The sequence below is a fragment of the Sphingosinicella sp. genome, assembly GCF_013911755.1.
Taxonomy (GTDB): Bacteria; Pseudomonadota; Alphaproteobacteria; order Sphingomonadales; family Sphingomonadaceae; genus Sphingosinicella.
Window position 1 is genome coordinate 59,829 of the sequence record NZ_JACESP010000020.1, and the last position, 15,797, is coordinate 75,625.

General features: G+C 66.4%; 13 protein-coding genes. 7 read left to right on the plus strand and 6 right to left on the minus strand.

Annotated elements, in window-relative coordinates; genetic code table 11:
- Positions 1 to 60: 60 nt before the first annotated feature.
- Complete coding sequence (locus H2052_RS13675) at positions 61 to 1,203, plus strand: acyl-CoA dehydrogenase family protein (protein WP_293782612.1); 1,143 nt, start codon at positions 61 to 63, stop codon at positions 1,201 to 1,203.
- Here the strand turns inward: H2052_RS13675 and H2052_RS13680 are convergent.
- The 3 genes from H2052_RS13680 to H2052_RS13690 form a co-directional block, all read right to left on the minus strand.
- Positions 1,163 to 2,527 (minus strand): PepSY domain-containing protein, encoded by a 1,365-nt coding sequence (locus tag H2052_RS13680; protein ID WP_293782614.1) that lies wholly within the window; start codon positions 2,525 to 2,527, stop codon positions 1,163 to 1,165. The two genes, H2052_RS13675 and H2052_RS13680, sit on opposite strands and share 41 nt — an antisense overlap.
- A gap of 17 nt (positions 2,528 to 2,544) precedes the next feature.
- Positions 2,545 to 4,587, minus strand: a complete 2,043-nt coding sequence (locus tag H2052_RS13685) for a TonB-dependent siderophore receptor (RefSeq protein ID WP_293782616.1) — start codon at positions 4,585 to 4,587, stop codon at positions 2,545 to 2,547.
- A 116-nt stretch (positions 4,588 to 4,703) separates the two neighbouring features.
- Complete coding sequence (locus H2052_RS13690) at positions 4,704 to 5,099, minus strand: hypothetical protein (protein WP_293782618.1); 396 nt, start codon at positions 5,097 to 5,099, stop codon at positions 4,704 to 4,706.
- Positions 5,100 to 5,287: 188 nt separating this feature from the next.
- Between H2052_RS13690 and H2052_RS13695 the strand changes: the two genes are divergently transcribed.
- Positions 5,288 to 5,401 carry an entericidin A/B family lipoprotein gene (locus tag H2052_RS13695; protein ID WP_293782620.1) on the plus strand — a complete coding sequence of 38 codons (114 nt, stop codon included), beginning with the start codon at positions 5,288 to 5,290 and terminating at the stop codon, positions 5,399 to 5,401.
- 24 nt (positions 5,402 to 5,425) lie between these two features.
- Here the strand turns inward: H2052_RS13695 and H2052_RS13700 are convergent, their stop codons facing one another.
- The gene (locus H2052_RS13700) at positions 5,426 to 5,878 is read right to left on the minus strand and encodes an Lrp/AsnC family transcriptional regulator (protein ID WP_293782622.1); all 453 of its coding nucleotides are present in this window, start codon (positions 5,876 to 5,878) and stop codon (positions 5,426 to 5,428) included.
- A gap of 135 nt (positions 5,879 to 6,013) precedes the next feature.
- Here H2052_RS13700 and H2052_RS13705 point away from each other — a divergent pair, with 135 nt between their 5' ends.
- The 5 genes from H2052_RS13705 (at position 6,014) to H2052_RS13725 (ending at position 13,914) form a co-directional block, all read left to right on the plus strand.
- The gene (locus H2052_RS13705; protein ID WP_293782624.1) at positions 6,014 to 7,198 is read left to right on the plus strand and encodes an amino acid aminotransferase; all 1,185 of its coding nucleotides are present in this window, start codon (positions 6,014 to 6,016) and stop codon (positions 7,196 to 7,198) included.
- A 13-nt stretch (positions 7,199 to 7,211) separates the two neighbouring features.
- Entirely contained in the window at positions 7,212 to 9,293 is a 2,082-nt protein-coding gene (locus H2052_RS13710; RefSeq protein WP_293782626.1) for a transketolase C-terminal domain-containing protein, read from the plus strand.
- An 11-nt stretch (positions 9,294 to 9,304) separates the two neighbouring features.
- Positions 9,305 to 10,510, plus strand: coding sequence for a 2-oxo acid dehydrogenase subunit E2 (locus H2052_RS13715; RefSeq protein ID WP_293782628.1), 1,206 nt, complete (start codon positions 9,305 to 9,307; stop codon positions 10,508 to 10,510).
- 99 nt (positions 10,511 to 10,609) lie between these two features.
- On the plus strand, positions 10,610 to 13,153 hold the full coding sequence (locus H2052_RS13720) for a TonB-dependent receptor (RefSeq protein WP_293782630.1): 2,544 nt from the start codon (positions 10,610 to 10,612) through the stop codon (positions 13,151 to 13,153).
- Positions 13,154 to 13,194: 41 nt separating this feature from the next.
- Positions 13,195 to 13,914 (plus strand): hypothetical protein, encoded by a 720-nt coding sequence (locus tag H2052_RS13725; RefSeq protein ID WP_293782636.1) that lies wholly within the window; start codon positions 13,195 to 13,197, stop codon positions 13,912 to 13,914.
- 3 nt (positions 13,915 to 13,917) lie between these two features.
- Here the strand turns inward: H2052_RS13725 and H2052_RS13730 are convergent, their stop codons facing one another.
- A complete protein-coding gene (locus H2052_RS13730) occupies positions 13,918 to 15,408 on the minus strand; it encodes an ATP-binding protein (protein WP_293782632.1) in 1,491 nt (496 codons plus the stop codon).
- A gap of 47 nt (positions 15,409 to 15,455) precedes the next feature.
- The coding region (locus H2052_RS13735) for a TolC family protein (RefSeq protein ID WP_293782634.1) at positions 15,456 to 15,797 on the minus strand (342 nt) is incomplete at its 5' end.

Sequence of the window (15,797 nt, forward strand, 5' to 3'; positions counted from 1 at the left end):
GGCCGCGCCCCGACAAAACCGCGATCAGTTGCGTCAATACCCGATTGAGGAGATGACGACATGTCGGCAACACCGGTTCTGAAAATGCAAACCCCGCGTAACTGGACAGCGATCGGCGCAGAAATCGCCGCAGCCGTGGGCGCGGTCGCCGCCGCCCATGACACGGATGCGCGTTTCGTTGCAGAAAACTACGCAAAACTGCGCGATTCCGGTCTGATCGCAGCGGCCGTTCCCGCAGAGCTTGGCGGCGGCGGCATCGATTACCGCACGCTTTGTGGCATCATCCGCCAGATCGGCACGCGCTGCGGATCGACCGCCCTCGCCTTCTCGATGCACGCGCATCTTGTCGCGACGGCAGCCTGGCGCTGGACGCATCAGCAGGCGCCGACGGACGGCCTGCTTCGGCGCGTCGCGGCGGAAAAGCTCGTGCTCGTATCGAGCGGCGGGTCGGATTGGCTGAAGAGTGCGGGCACGGCCACGAAGGTCGACGGCGGCTTCCGCATAGACGCGCGCAAGATTTTCTCAAGCGGCTGCCCGGCGGGCGACCTGCTGATGACGAGCGCGGTTTATGACGACCCCGACGCCGGGCCGGCCGTGCTGCACTTCGCGGTGCCGTTCAAGGCCGAGGGCGTCAGCATCCTCGACACGTGGCACGTGATGGGGATGCGCGGCACGGGCTCCAACGACGTGGAGCTGAAAGGCGTGTTCGTGCCCGACGCCGCCATCTCGGGCCGGCGGCCGCAGGGCGCTTGGCATCCGCTGTTCCACACGATCAGCATGATCGCCTTCCCGCTCATCTATTCCGCCTACCTGGGCGTCGCCGAAAGCGCGCGCGACGCCGCGCTGGCGATGGCCAGATCGAAGCCCGCGAACGCAGGACTGATTGGTCTTGCGGGCGAGATGCAGACGGCATTCTGGACGGCGGAAACGGCGCTCGACGCTATGATCGCCACGGCGGAAACGGCGATGCCGGGACCGGAAACCACGAACGCGATCATGACCGGACGCACGGTCGCCGGACAAAACGCGATCCGAACCGCCGAGCTTGCCTTGGAAGTCGCGGGCGGCGCGGCCTTCTACACGAGCGCGGGGATCGAACGCGCCTTCCGCGACGTGCAGGGAGCGCGCTTCCACCCCCTGCAAGGCCTGGCGCAGCGCGACTTCAGCGGACGGCTGGCGCTGGGGCTCGATATCGACGGCTGAGCCACCGGCCGCCGAGCACGAGCAGAAGCGAGGCGCCGACAAGCGGGAAGAGCACGGCAAGCGCCGTGATCATTCCGACGACGACGGGCGGTAGCCGATCATCCGCATGGGTGATCGGCGCCGCCAGTTCGCCTTCGGGACGCCTGCGCCACCAGAGGACGATCCCGGCGACGACACCGCCTATGAGGGCGAGACACACCGCAAGGTTCGCAAGCTGGTTGGCGAGGCCGTATTCGCGGCCGACATGAAGTGAGACGCCCCACTCCACCGCCTTTGCGACCGGGCTGTAGTTTTCCCATCCGATATCGCCGAGGATCGCGCCCGTGCCGGGATCGACATGGATCGTGCGCTGGCCTGCTGCCTTGTCCGGCACGTAGCTGATCGTGAAAACGCCGCCGGGCGTGGTCGGGTAGAAGATGCGCACGCCGCCGCCGAAACGCTCGCGGTGGAGACGCGGAAGCAGCTGTTCGATCTCGGCAATGCCGAGACCGTGGCCACCCGAGCCGTGCGGCATCGGCATCTGACGGATCGTCCACGGCAGCTTCGCGGAATCGGGATCGTGCATGGCGTGTTCATCGGCCGCAAGCCCGGGGTCCACTGTAGGCGGCGCCTTGAAATTCGGCGAGGGCGCGACGAACGGCACGCTTTCGCCGATGCGCGCGAACTGCTGCCCCCAGAAGGCGGACCACGGCAGCCCGGTCAGCACCAGAAGCGCCACGAGTAGCGCATTGACCGTGGCGGGAATGGCGTGAAGATCGCGCCAGAACCGCCGGCCTGTCGTCGACAGCCGCGGCACCAGCACGCCGCGCAGCTTCCAGCGGCGCGGCCACCAGAGCCAGACGCCGGTCGCGAGCATCACCAGAGTCCAGCAGGCGACGAGTTCGACGATATGGCTGCCGATCTCGCCGCCCATCAGGTTGCCGTGGAGATCGCGCACGATCACCGTCGGCTGCAGCGCGGGATCGGCCGTGCCGGTCACGATGCCGCGATACGGATCGAGGTAGACGTCCAGCGCAGTGCCGTCCGGAAGCCGGACGTTCCAGACGGCGGCCTCGACTGCGTCGTGGGGGAGGCGGACCCTGCCGATGACAGCGCCGGGAACCGCCCGCAGCACGGCAGCCTCCTGCGCAGCGAGCGGGAGCGCCGCCCCGCCCACCGCAACAGCCTGCATATCGCGGTTCCACCAGCCGTCGATTTCCCTGTCGAACAGGTAGATCGCACCCGTCAGCGTCAGCACGATGAGCAGCGGCGCCGAAAACAGCCCCGCGTAGAAATGCCAGCGCCAGACGGATCGGTAGGCGCCGGTGCCCGGTGTCCTGTGCATGGTCCGCCCCTCCCCTGTCAGAAGCCGACGCCGACGCGGATGCTGAACGTCCGCGGATCGCCCGGATTGACCGCGAAACCGTTGCCCGAGGCGGTGTAATACAGCTTGTCGAACAGGTTGCTGACGGTCGCGTCAATCGTGAAGCGGCCCGCGCGCAATCCGGCGCCGAGATCGGCGATCGTGTAGGCAGGCAGGCTGACCGCGCTGCCGTTCACCAGAAGGCGGCTGCCGACGTGGTTGACCGCCGCGCGGAGCATGAGCGGCGTGCCAGGGACGGCAACCGCCGTGCGCGCGGTGATCGTGTGCCGCGGCACGTCGCCGAGCCGGAGACCTTGGTCGCCGTCGTTGCTGCGCGTGATCTTCGAATCGAGCAGGGCGTAGCCCGCCGAAAGCGTCCACCATGGCACGGGCTGCCACTCGCCCTCAAGCTCCACGCCCTGCACCCGCTGCGCGCCGACGTTGATGCTGAAATCGGGATTGTCGAGATCGACGGTGAGCGCGTTCACGCGCTTGATACGAAACGCGGCAAAGCTCGCCCGGAAATCGCCGTGGCGGAAACGGAGACCGGCCTCCAGCTGGTTCGATTCCTCGGGCTTCAGCGGTTTTCCATCCGCTGCGCGCGCGCCGGCACTGCTTTCGACATCAAAGCCGGTGTTGTAGCCGGCATAGACCGAAAGCTGCTCGCTGACGCGGTAGGTGGAACCGATTTGCCAGATCGTCGATTGGGTCGGTGTGCGGTCAGCGGCAGGCCCACCCCAGTCGCCGCTCGACGCCTTCACCCAGCTGTGCCGGACGGCGCCGACAACATCCCAGCGATCGGTGAGCGAGACTTGATCCTGCAGATAAACCGCGTGGCCATCGATGTTGTAGAAGCTGTCGAACGCAAAGCTCGTGGCAGGCGGGGCGGTATCGTAGGTGTAGACGGGCGCTGTCACATCAATTGGCGTGACGTTATCCAGCGAATATTGCGTGAAGCGGCCCCGCTCCCGGTCGTATTCATAGCCGAGGAGCAGCTTGTGCGTGGCCAGGCCGGTCTTCAGCGTTCCGGCAAGATCGAGCTGCGCGATCGTGTAGGCATCATCCTCCCGCCCGATGCGGCCGTTGCGGCCGATAATTGTGGAGGTAACAGGCGCGCGCAGCCGGATTTGCAGGAACGACGAGTTGAATTCCTGGTACTGGATACGCGGCGTGAGCGTCCAGCCGTCCGCCAGCTTCACGTCCACCCACGCCTGTACCAGCGGTGCGTCGGCGCTCAGTCGGTCAGCGGCGGGTTCGCCGAGGTTGAGCCCGCGTCGCAGCCACTCGCCGCCGTTCGGCACCACGGTGCCGACGACGGGAAGCCCCGGATAACGGCTCGTCTTGCGCTCGGTGTATTCGGCGACGAGGTTCGCGCTGAAGCCTTCGCCGGCGTAGTGCAGGCTGAGCCCGCCGTTCACGCGGTCCATATCCTGGAAATCGACGAAGGTGTTCGAGCGTTCGACCTCTCCCGTGGCGCGGATCGAGAGGCCGGGCGCGACGCCGCCCGTCATGTCGAACGCGACCACCTTCTGGTCGAAGCTGCCGAAGGTGGCGGAAAAGTTCGCGGCAGGTTCCGCCTGCGGGCGCTTGGTGACGATGCTGATGATGCCGCCGACCGCCGACTGGCCATAGAGCACGCCCGAAGGCCCCTTCAGCACCTCGACGCGCTCGATGTTGGAAAGCGCGGACGCATCGACATCCTCGTAGTAGCGCTGGCGCATCCCGTTGCGCATCTGATCGGCAAGGAAGCCGCGCACCTTGAGCGTGAACGACTGGTAGGCGCTGACGCGCGATGAACCCGCATTGGCGCTCGGCACGCCGCGCAGCAGGTCGCTGATCGAACGGGCGCCGCTTTCGATGATGTCGTCGGCGGTTACGATCTGCACGCTCTGCGGCAGGCGGTCGATCGGGATGCCCGATTTTTCGCCGAAGTCTCCCGAGAACTTGTTGCCGGTGACGACAATCTCGGACTCGATCTCGTCCGCGGCGATCGCGGGCGTGGCGGCGGTGGCGGCAAGCAGGGCTGCAAACAGAATTTTCACGATACGTCCTCCTGTCGGCCGGGCGCGCACGCGGCGCAGGCTCCGGCAGAGTCTCTTCGGGATGGTCGGAGAGGATGGCCCCGATCGGCGGCGAGACCTTGGCGATACGCGGGCCGTCAGGCGCGCGCGGGGGGACCGATCGCGGGGGGCGGCGGTGCCGCGAGGCGGTGGACCGTGAGGTCGGCAATGGCACGGCTGAATATTCGACCCGCATCGATCGCGACGAAGACCGTGAGCACGGGCGCGGCGGCAAGCGTGCCGCCACCCATGCCGGCGAACGCGCAAGGCGCGTCCATGCCGGAGGAGTCGTGCTTGCCCGGCGCGTGATCGCCGCCGAGATCGAGCAGCATCTCGACCGGCCCGTTTCCGGTGCAAAGCGTGACGAGAACGCCGTTCGCGGTCGCGACGGGCATGTAGCCCGACGGGACGAGGATGCGGGCGAACAGCACAAGGAACAGCGCGGCCGCGACCACCCCTTCCCGTATCCAGCCTTTCCGCAGTCCCCCGATCATGTGCGGTGCCATAGGAACATCGCTGCGGCTTGTCACCGGCGAATCGGGGCGCCGGGATGAGGCTCCGTGCCGCAGGCTTCCGTGATCCGTAAATTCCCTGTTCACCTCGGGGGCGACAATTGCCTAGAAAACAGCGGGCAGAAAATCGGGATCACGGGATTCCGGCCGGACAGGGTTTGGAGAGCAAGATGCGTTACGTGATGGTCGCCGCGGTGCTGCTGCTGGCAGCGTGCAATACGATCGGCGGTGTGGGCAAGGATCTGGAGTCCGCCGGCGAGGCTGTTTCGGACGCGGCTAAGTAGACGAAATGACCGGGCCGGTGGCTGTTACACCGGCACGGCAGTCGTATACTTGATGCGTTTGAGCGCGAAGTGCGAGGCGGTGGATGCCACCGCCGCGTGGTTCAGGAGCTTGCGCATCAGGAACGCCTCGTATGCGCCGACGTCCGCGACGACGACGCGGAGCTGATAGTCCCACTCGCCGGACATGGAGAGACACTCCATGATCTCCTCGCGTGCCATCACCCACGCCTCGAAATCTTCTCGGGCGCCGCGTTCGTGCGACTTGATGCGGACCTGACAGACGACATCGAGGCCTTTTCCGACCGCGTCGCGGTTCACCAGCCGCACGACCGGCCCGAGCACCCCATCGTTTTCGAGATTGCGGATACGGCGCCAGCACGACGCCGCCGACGCACCCACGCGCTCGCCGAGCGCGGCGCTGCTGATGCCGCCGTCTTCCTGCATGATTCGGACGATCTGACGGTCGATGTCATCCATGTGATGCACTCATTTCACAAACACGCGAAAATCCGCGAAACGATCTCACGAATACCGCAAAATCTCTGAAGATTGAAAGAAATTTTCGCCGTTTCCCGACTATCCTGTTCAAACGTCGTATTGGGAGATGGCTGGATGAGCGCACTGGCAGCACAAATCGAAACCGGATCGGTTCTGGACGGGCTCACAGCCCAGCCCGCCGACCCGCTGCTTGCGCTGATCGGACTGTTCCGCGACGACCCCCGGACGACCAAGATCGACATGGGCGTCGGCGTCTATCGCGACGCGGCCGGCAAGACGCCGGTGATGGCCGCGGTGAAGGCCGCCGAGGGCGTCCTCCTGAAGGAGCAGCAGACGAAATCGTACCTCGGCCCGGAAGGCGACGTGCGCTTTGCGGAGCTGCTGACTCCGATCATTTTCGGCGAGATCGACCGGGCGCGGCTCTGCGGCGTGCAGACACCGGGCGGGACGGGCGCGCTTCGGCTCGGCGCCGAGTTGCTGGCGCGCGGGCGAGCGGGCGCGCGGGTTCTCGTCGGGACGCCGACATGGCCGAACCATGTGCCGCTGATGGAAGCGGCCGGGCTGCAGATCGTGCCGTTCAAGCACTTCGACGTGGCGACGCAGACATTGTGCTTCGACGAGACGCTGGCCGCCATCAACGCCGCCGCGCCGGGCGACGTGATCCTGCTGCACGGCTGCTGCCACAACCCGACGGGCGCCGACTACACGGTGGACCAATGGAACACGATCGCGCCGCTGATCGCGGAACGCGGCCTGCTGCCCTTCGTCGACCTCGCCTATCAGGGGCTTGGAAACGGCCTCGACGCGGATGCGGCGGGTCTGCGCGCGGTCGTGGCGCATAACGCGCAAGCGCTTGTCGCTTATAGCTGCGACAAGAATTTCGGCCTCTACCGCGAGCGCGTCGGCGCGCTGTTCGTGGTGTCCGACACAGCGGCGGTCATCCAGTCCAACCTGCTCGCGCTCGCCCGCGCCAACTGGTCGATGCCACCCGATCACGGCGCGGCGATCGTCCGCACCATCCTCGACAGCCCTGAACTCACGGCAAGCTGGCGCGCGGAGCTGGACGCGATGCGGCTGCGCATCCTTTCCGTCCGCGAAGGTGTTGCCGCGTGCGACCCGGCAATTGGTTTGACCAAGCAGACGGGCATGTTCTCGATGCTGCCGCTGAGCCCCGAGCAAATCCGCACGCTGCGCGAAGTTCACGCTGTTTACATGGCCGGATCAGGCCGCATCAACGTCGCCGGACTGACGCCGGACGCGATCCCCGCGTTCGCCGCCGCCGTTGCGGCCGTGCGCTGAGAGGGAGACGATCATGGCACAGGCAACCGCGCTCAAGGCTCCCCTCCGCAACGCCCCCGACGAGAACGTCGACTGGCGCCGCGTCGCCTACCTGCTCAGCCTCTCGCGCGCGCTCGACGCGATGGAGGAGCAGCGGCTGGTCCCTGAGAAGAAGGTGCTCTACCAATTCTCCGCGCGCGGGCACGACATGGCGCAGATCCTGCTCGGCAGCCGCCTCGACAACCCGCGCGACGCGACCTGCGGCTATTACCGCTCGCGGCCGCTGCTGCTGGCGCTCGGCGTCGATGTGGCGGATGCGCTCGGCTCCTCGATGGGCCGCGCGGGCGGCTATTCGGACGGGCGCGACATCGGCGTGGTGTTCAACTATCCGAACGCGAGCGGCGCCTCGGCGCTCCCCATGTGCGGCGGCGTCGGCGCGCAATACACGCCGACTGCCGGATGGGCGCAGGCGATCGAATATTACCGCGACGTCATCAAGGACCCCGCCTATGAGGACGCGCTCGCCGTCGTGCTGGGCGGCGACGGCTCCGTCGCCTCGAACGGTTTCTGGGCGGCGCTGACGGTCGCCACCACGCAGAAGCTCCCGATGCTGTTCTACATCGAGGACAACGGCTACGGCATTTCGGTGCCTTCCTCCTTCCAGACGCCGGGCGGCAACATCGCCGCGAACCTTGCTTCGTGGCAGGGGCTTCGCATCATCAACGGCGACGGCACCGAACCCGCCGAGGCCGCGCGGCTGATCGAAGATGCGGTAAGCTATGTGCGCGACGAGCGTGCGCCTGCGCTGCTCCGCCTCACCGTGCCGCGCCTGCAGGGGCACAGTTTCCAGGACACGCAGACGTACAAGGACGAGGACTTCGTCGCATCCGAATGGGCGCGCGATCCGCTGCCCAAGCTGAAATCGTATCTCGTCCCCGCGCTGCTTTCCGAAAACGAATGGAACGCGATCGAAGACGAAGCGCAGGCCGATGCCGAAGCCGCGCGCGAGCGCGCCGAGGCGCGGCCAGTGGCGGACCCGGAAACGGTGATGCGCAACGTGTTCTTCGAGGGCGATCTCCAGACCGTCGGCGGGCAATGGACGCACGGCTACACGCCGCCCGCCTCGACCGATCAGCCGAAACCCGAAGGCCAGCGCATCAATATGGTGACGGCGATCCGCCGCACGCTGGAACACGAGCTTGAGATCAACGAGCGCGTCGTGCTGTTCGGCGAGGACATCGGCCCCAAGGGCGGCGTCCATGCCGTGACGCTGGGGCTGCAGGAGCGCTTCGGCGAGGCGCGCGTGTTCGACACCAGCCTTTCGGAAGAAGGCATCATCGGCCGCGCCGTGGGCATGGCGCTTGCCGGGCTGATGCCGGTGCCGGAAATCCAGTTCCGCAAATATGCCGAACCCGCGACCGAACAGATCAACGACTGCGGCACGATGCGCTGGCGCACCAACAACCGCTTCGCCGCGCCGATGGTGCTGCGCATTCCCGGCGGCTTCTTCAAGTGCGGCGACCCGTGGCATAGTCAGACGAATGAAGTCGCGTTCATCCACAATCCCGGCTGGAAGGTCGCGGTGCCTTCGAACGCCGAGGACGCCGTCGGCCTGCTGCGCGGCGCGCTGCGCGGCAACGACCCGGTGATCTTCTTCGAGCACCGCGCGATGCTGGACCATGCGTGGGCGCGGCGGCCCTACCCCGGCGACGATTTCGTGCTGGAGTTCGGCAAGGCGAAACACACGCGCGAAGGCAGCGACATCACGATCGTGACGTGGGGCGCGATGGTGCAGCGCTGCGAAGAGGCGGCCGAGGGCCGCTCCGCCGACGTGATCGACCTGCGCACGCTGATGCCGTGGGACAAGGCGGCGGTGCTGGAATCCGTGCGCCGCACGGGGCGCTGCCTGATCGTGCACGAAGACCTGCAGACGGCGGGCTTCGGCGCGGAGATCGCCGCGGTGGTGGCGGACGAGGCGTTTACGCACCTCGACGCGCCGGTCGCGCGGCTGACGATGCCGGACATCCCGAGCCCGCACAATCCGGTGCTGCTGAACTGGGCGGTGCCCTCGGTCGAGCGCATTCGCGCGAAGATCGACGACCTCATCGGTTTTTGAAGGACAGGTCCATGATCGATATTCTCGTTCCCTACGAACAGGAGGGGACCAAGGCCATCGTGCGGAGCTGGCTCGTCAAGGTCGGCGAGGCAGTGAAAGAAAACGATCCGCTCGTCGAGCTGGAGACCGACAAGGTGACGCAGGAAGTGCCTGCGCCTGCGGACGGTATTCTCGGCGAAATCCTGCTGGATACCGATGCCGAGGCGACACCGGGCGCGCTGCTAGGGCGTCTGCGCCCGGCGGATACCGCCGCACCGCCGGCGCCCGAGACCGCCGCGCCCGCAGACACGCCGAAAGCCGCGCCGACAAACGAGCGCCCGGCCCCCGCCAACTGGCTGTCGCCTTCGGTCCGCCGCGCGGTTCAGGAGCATGATGTCGATCCCGCCAACGTCACCGGCACCGGACGCGGCGGACGCATCACGCGGAATGACGTGGAACGCCACGTGGCGGAGCGCGCCGAAGCACCGGCGCCCGCAGCGCCGAAAGCGTCTTCGCCGCAGCCCCCCGCCAAGAGCGGCGGCGTGACCAGCGTGCCGCACGACCGGATGCGGCTTGCGATCGCGCGCAACATGCTCGGCTCCGTCACCACGGCGCCGCATGTGACCGCCGTGTTCGAGTGCGACTTCTCCGCGATCATGGCGCACCGCAAGGCGCACAAGGACGCGTTCGCCGCCTCCGGCGCGAGCCTGACCTTCACCGCCTATTTCATCGCCGCGTGCGTGGAAGCGATGCGCGCCGCGCCCGCGATCAACAGCCGCTGGTTCGACGACCGGCTGGACATCTACGACGACATCAACATCGGCGTCGGCACCGCGCTCGGCGAGAAGGGACTGATCGTGCCGGTGGTGCACGGCGCGCAGGGGCTCTCGCTGCTCGGCATCGCGCAGCGCCTCACCGATCTCGTGACGCGCGCGCGCGACGGCAAGCTTTCGGGCGGCGACGTTTCCGGCGGCACGTTCACGATTTCGAACCACGGCGTTTCAGGCTCGCTGCTCGCCGCGCCCATCATCATCAGCCAGCCGCAATCCGCGATCCTCGGCATCGGCAAAACCGAGAAGCGCGTCGTCGTGCGCGAAGTGGGCGGTGTCGACACGATCCAGATCCGCCCGATGGCCTATGTGTCGCTTACCATCGACCACCGCGTGGTGGACGGACATCAGACGAACACGTGGCTGAGCCGCTTCGTGGACGTGCTGGAAAACTGGCCACAGTCTTAGAAAAAGCGGCGTGAAGTCATAATCTTGTAATTGCAACGACGCCGTTCCTTCGCAGAGGCGATCTACCCGCACCCCCGACATCCAGCCATTGGGGGAACAATGCAAAAGTCGCTTCTCGTATCCGTCAGCCTTCTCGCCGTTCTGGGCGCTCATGCCGCGTCCGCACAGGAGGCCGTTGACGAAGAGATCGTCATCACCGGACAGCGCGCGCAGCAGCAGCGCTCGATCGAAGAGAAGCGCGAAGCGCTCGGCATCATGGACGTGGCGGCCGCCGACGAAATCGGCCAGCTTCCCGACAAGAACGTCGCCGAGGTGATCGAGCGCCTGCCCGGCGTCGGGGTGCAATACGACCAGGGCGAAGGGCGCTATGTCGCGGTGCGCGGCGTGCCCTCCGATCTCAACGGCTATACGCTGAACGGCTTCGAAATCGGCAACCCAGACGGCGGCACGCGCAAGCTGCCGCTCGACATCATTTCGGGCCAGCTCCTCAATCGTGTCGAAGTCTCCAAGGTGAAGACCGCCGACCTGATCGGCCAGGGCATCGGCGGCACGATCAATCTGGTTCCGCAGACGGCCTTCGATTTTGAAAAGCCGTTCACGCTCTCGGCAAATGCACAGATCGGTTATCAGGAACTCCGCAAGAGCGATCAGCCGATCCGTGGCGACATCACCGTGGGCGGCCGCTTCGGCGCCGACGAGCAATTCGGCATCCTGCTCGGCGCAAGCTATTCGGACCGAACCTACACCAGCTACGGCATCTATCCCGACGACTGGAACCCCGAAGCGGCAGCCGTGGCGGGCGCGCCCGCGCGCGGCGCTGTGCCGACGAACATCAAATTCACCGACTATCGGCTGAAGCGCGAGCGCATCGGCGTTTCCGGCTCGCTCGACTGGCGCGGCGACAGCACCGATCTTTATCTGCGCGGCGTCTATTCGAAATTCACCGAAGACGAATATCGCCAGCGCTACCGGCTCGATTTCTCCAACATCACGTGGGACGCGAACGGCCTTACCGGCCTTGCCGCGACGAGCGAGCAGCGTTCGGACCTGCGTCTTGAATACAAGGAAAAATCGATCCTCGCGTTCATGGCCGGCGGCACGACGCGGATCGGAGAGGACTGGACGATCGACTATGGTGCGGCGCGCATCCACAACGAAGTGATCGAGCCGAACGAAAGCTGGCAGTTCCGCGGCAATCCCGGTGCCGTCGCGGTCGATTTCACCGATAAACTCTATACCGCGGCGCCCGTGAACGGCCCGCTTGCACCCGCAGCTCTCGGCTTTCGGACCTACACGGCACAGGACGAAAGCGGCGAGGAAGACACCTGGCAGTTCCGCGCCGACGTGAAGCGCGCACTCGCCTTCGGGAACGACAGTTTCGTGAAGGCGGGCGGAAACGTTCGCCTGACCGACAAGAGCTTCGATGGTCGCAACGACAGCTACGGCCGCGGCACCGCACCGAACCGCTTTACACTCGCAGGCCTTTCGGGTGATGACGTGAACGTGAAGATGGGCGGGGGACTTAGCTATTTCCTGACCCCTTCCATCGATTCCGACCTCATTCGCGCCTACACCGACGGCAAACTCGGCGGCCCGCAGTTCGTTCTGAATGAAAGCACGTCGCTATCCAACGCGACGCTCAGCGATTTCAGTCTCGATGAAGACGTCTATGCCGGCTACGCGATGGCGAATCTCGATTTCGGCGCCATCGCCGTGACCGCAGGCCTGCGCGTTGAGCGCACGAAGCTCGGGATCTCCGGCTTTCTTCTTCAAGACGGCGTCGTAACCGCAACATCAGGCACGCGCAAATACACCAACTGGCTCCCGAGCCTTGTGGTGCGGATCACGCCTTCGGACGATACGGTATTCCGCATCGCCTACTCGCGCAGCATCGGCCGCCCGCAGTATTCGGACCTGTCACCGGGCGGTACGGTCGATCTCAGCGACGAGGGCGAGCTCAGCGTCAGCACGGGCAATCCGGCGCTGAAGCCCTATGCGGCCGATGCGCTCGACGCGACGGCCGAATGGTATTTCGCGCCGGGGGGGATTTTGTCCTTCGGCGCGTTCGCGAAGTTCATCAAGGACCCGATCTTCTCGCAGAGCTACACGATCACGGACGGCACGTTCGGCGGCGTGACCTACGATCGGATCTACTTCACCCAGACGCTCAACGCCGACGAAGGCGACATCGTGGGTCTTGAGGCCGCGTACCAGCAGCAGTTCAGCTTTCTGCCCGGATTGCTTTCGGGCTTCGGCGTCAATCTCAACCTGACGCTCGTGGACGCGAACCTCAAGAACCCGGATCGCGGCACCACGAATTTCCCGGAACAGTCGAAACTGCTCTGGGGTGCCCAGCTCTTCTACCAGAAGGGTATCGTGGAAGCCTCGGTCGCCTATCATCATACCGGCCGCGCGCTGCTTTCGGTGGGCAATGTTGCCTACAACGATCAGTTCAACGACGACCTCCGGCGCCTCGACGCCAAGGTCGCGATCGACATCACGCCGAATGTGCGCGTGTTCGCCGAAGGCCAGAACCTGACCGACGAGCCGACGCGGCAGTATCAGGGCGGCGTGCGGAACTGGGTGACGCAGAACGAACGCTACGGCCGCACCTTCTATGCGGGTGTTTCGCTGCGGTGGTAAGTTTGTTCGTCTCAGCGCTGCTCGCAGCGGCAGCGCCGGTCATGCTGGAGATTCCGGCGGAGGAGGCGAACCAGGGCGTCGCCTCCGACGGGACGTATGTCTACGCGATCGATAACGATCGCATCGGCAAGTACGAGATCGCCACGGGCAAACGGGTTGCGGGGTGGCAGGGCGAACGCGCCTTGTTCCCGCACATGAACAGCTGCACCGTGGTGAAGCGTGAACTCGTGTGCGCGGCTTCGAACTATCCGGCGGTGCCGCAGACGAGCGCGGTCGAGATCTTCGATACGCGCTCCATGCGGCATGTCCGCAGCATCAGCCTTGGCTTCGGCCCCGGATCGCTGACGGTGATGGAGCGGCACGCGGGCAAGTGGTGGGCGGTGTTCGCGAACTATGACGGCAAGGGCGGCGAGCCCGGGCGGGACCATCGCCATACCACGCTCGTCCGCATGGACGACGATTTCCAGAAAGACGCCGCGTGGGTGTTCCCGCCGGAGATTCTCGCACGCTTCGCGCCCAAAAGCTGTTCGGGCGCAAGCTGGGGTGCGGATGGCCGCCTCTACATCACCGGACACGACCATCCCGAGCTTTACGTGCTCGAACTGCCGGAAGCGGGATCGGTGCTGAAACATGTTGCAACGATTCCGATCGCAACGCCCGGACAGGCGATCGACTGGGACCCAAAGCAGCCCCGCCGCCTGTGGTCGATCGCGCGCGATGAACGCAAGCTGGTGGCGAGCGAGATCGCTGCGCCCGAATAGGGCTCAGCCGTTGGCGAGCCTCCGCCGCGCGGCGCGCGGGCCGGATGTCGCTGACGGGGCCGTCGTGCAGCCGAGCTGCGGGATGCTGATCGTGCGGTTGCCGGAAAGATCGTTGCGGCTGACGATGAGGCCGGTGCTTTCCATATAGCCGAGCAGGCGGCGCACGCGGCCGAGGGAGCTTGTGCCGTAGACGGCAGCGATCGCCGTGTCTTCGGGGCACGGCAGGCGGTCGCGCGCCGCATGGGCGATGAGCAGGAACGCGCCGACCATCTCGGCAGGAAGCGTATCGGCGAGCGCCATCGCGTCGCGCCAGTCTTCATGTTCGGGGTTCGCGATCCCCGCGCGGGCACACGAGAGCCGGCGGCTGAACCCATCGAGATCGAGCGGCGGTGAGGCGAGCCCCGCCATGCGGCAGCGGACCTGAAAATCCTGAAAAAGCACGCTCGGCGTGCGGTGCTCGCTGCCCTCCTCCGCGAGCATGGCATCGAGCACGTCTGCAATGATGGCGCTCACGGCCTCGGGATCGGGTGGCGGGCCTTCGGGCACGGGCGCGGCGGGGCGAAGCTCCTGCGCGACCCGGCGCAGCAGCGTTTCGGCGGGAACCGGCGTGCGCGGCGGCGGCGCGGGGAGCGGCGCATCCTCGGGCACGGGCGCGAAAATGAGGCCGCGCACCTCCGCCGCATCGGTAGGGAGCGGCGCGAGGGACGGCCCGCTGCCGCGCGCCTGCGTGCGCACAGCGCCGATCTTCACCGGCACCGGACGCCGCGAAATCGCAGGCCCGAGCGCAAGGAACGAGCCCCGATCGAGATCGCGGATCGCTTCGGCCTGCCGCCGTTCCATGCCGAGCAGATCGGCGGCGCGGGCCATGTCGATATCGAGGAAGGTGCGGCCCATCAGGAAGTTCGACGCCTCGGCGGCGACGTTCTTGGCGAGCTTGGCAAGGCGCTGCGTCGCGATGACGCCGGCAAGACCGCGCTTGCGGCCACGGCACATCAGGTTCGTCATCGCGGCGAGCGAGGTGCGGCGGACATCATCGGACACGTCGCCTGCGCCGGCGGGCGCGAAGAGCTGCGCCTCGTCGACGACAACGAGCACGGGATACCACTGCTCGCGCGGGGCATCGAACAGGCCCGAGAGGAAGGTGGCGGCGCAGCGCATCTGCGCCTCGACGTCGAGGTCTTCGAGATTGAGCACCACCGACGCGCGATGTTCGCGCACGCGCGCCGCGAAATGGCCGATCTCCCGCTCGCCGTAGTCAGCGGCCTCGATCACCGAATGGCCGAACGGTTCGGCAAGCGTGACGAAATCGCCTTCGGGATCGATCACCACCTGCTGCACGCTGCCGGCGCTCTCTTCGAGCAGACGGCGCAGCAGGTGCGACTTGCCCGAGCCCGAATTGCCCTGCACGAGCAGGCGGGTTGCAAGCAATTCCTGGAGGTCGATCGGCACGGACTGCCCGGACCGATCGTTTCCGATATCAATGGTGACCGTCATGCCCTCTCTTTGGGAGAGGACACGCACCGCACGCAAGCCCTGAACGTCTAAGAGCCGCCGCCTTCGACGAGGCCACCGCCGAGCGCGACGTAAAGCGCGACGCGATTGTCGAGCACGGCGCGGTTCGCGGTGATCAGCGCCTGCTCGGCATCGAACAGGTTGCGCTCGGCATCCAGCACTTCGAGATAGCCGACGACGCCCTCGCGATAGCGCGTGCGGGCGAGCTGCGCGATGTGCCGCTGGGCTTCGGTCGCGCGGAGCTGCGCGAGCATCTGCTCGGCAAGGAAGCGGCGGCCCGCGAGCGCATCCGCCACCTCGCGGAAGGCGAGCTGCACGGTCTTCTCGTACTGGGCGACGGCGATGTCCTCGCGCGCCTCCGCGACGGTGAG